The organism is Oleiphilus sp. HI0123, assembly GCF_001635315.1.
The window spans coordinates 1-1,229 of record NZ_LWGE01001510.1 but is presented as its reverse complement, the minus strand read 5'-3'; the positions used below and the strand labels follow the sequence as shown (position 1 = coordinate 1,229).

2 protein-coding genes are annotated in these 1,229 nt (G+C 42.4%); both read right to left on the bottom strand.

Translation table 11 applies throughout. The features are described 5' to 3' along the window. Positions 1-440 (bottom strand): GH3 auxin-responsive promoter family protein (locus tag A3761_RS19990; RefSeq protein WP_197473139.1); only part of this gene is annotated, 440 nt, incomplete at its 3' end. Continuing rightward, a partial coding sequence (locus tag A3761_RS19985; protein WP_068750756.1) for a hypothetical protein occupies positions 440-1,229 on the bottom strand: 790 nt, incomplete at its 5' end. The genes A3761_RS19990 and A3761_RS19985, both read right to left, overlap by 1 nt.

The window sequence follows — 1,229 nt, the reverse complement described above, 5'->3', positions numbered from 1 at the left end:
CCTTGCTTTATCTCAGGAAATTGTCGGTATAAGTCTGCCATCCAGGGACTAATTGCCTGATCTAATTCATCGAGGAAGGCTTGATTGTAGGGAATCCACTTCATTTTAGAGGTGGAACCACTCGTGGGCTGATAACGCTCGCACTTGATGTTGCTTAAAACATTTTCTCGGCCGGCTTGCTGGCGCTCTATTTGCTCGTGCCAAACATCATAATCGCTAATTGGCAATGTTTGGAACTCGGAGAGGCTGCTATTTTCCCTAAGGTGATACTTGGCTGCGGATTCAGTTCCTGAAACGCTTTCTAGTATTCCCTGAAGAATCGATAATTGCGACTCTTCTACTGAACGACAAGCGCTGCGGAATCTTGCGCCACCCTTGTTGGATAGCGCGTGTGACGCAACATGCAAACCTTTCGAAGCAAGCGAGCCGAGAAATGACATTAAGATAGCTCCAAATTCTGTGAATCAGCTCTTTGGCGCAAATCATCACCCAGCTCTTTGCTGACCTGACCTGCTTTTTGACGAAGACTCTGCCGACTCTGTTTTTTCTTGAAAGGAATCATATTACGCTGCATGAAATCGAGTAACATACTTATAGTTACTTCGCCCGCGCAAGGTAGTTCAGTACCTTTCTCCCACGTTGGGTTAAGTTTTGCGAAGTGGTCGATATCACGGTTTTCATCTCTCATTTCTGGCGTAATGCAGGCAACACCTTCCTTGAGGTTTTGATATTCGTCACCAAAATCGAGTAAGCGGCTTTTTGAACAGTAAGCGCTCGGATAAAGCTTGTTACAGTATTCATCAACAATACTCTCTAGCTTCGGGTTATGATGTTGATGACAGGGATAAAATTGGTGAAAGTTGTTCGTCATCAATAAGTAGGTTTTATAGCCCTTAGAAATTAGTAGCCAGAACACATGCTTTCTAGGGTTCTTGAGTTTTGTCGAAAATAACTTTATTGCGAAAGCTTTTTGAAGTGATTTATCTCCCCAATACGCCTTATCAACGACGGTATCACCACTGAATATACCGATAGCTTTTTCATTACCATGATCTAGCTCTAATTCGGTCCATGTTGAGAAACCGATAATTCGTTTGCTTAGTTTATCCTCAAGTATAAAAACTCCCGTTTTATTGCCCATATCTGTCGCAAACGTTTCAAACTCGGCGTTATTGTAATACTGGACAAATAACTTATGCATTTCGATAAGTTGAGGAACAGAAATATTC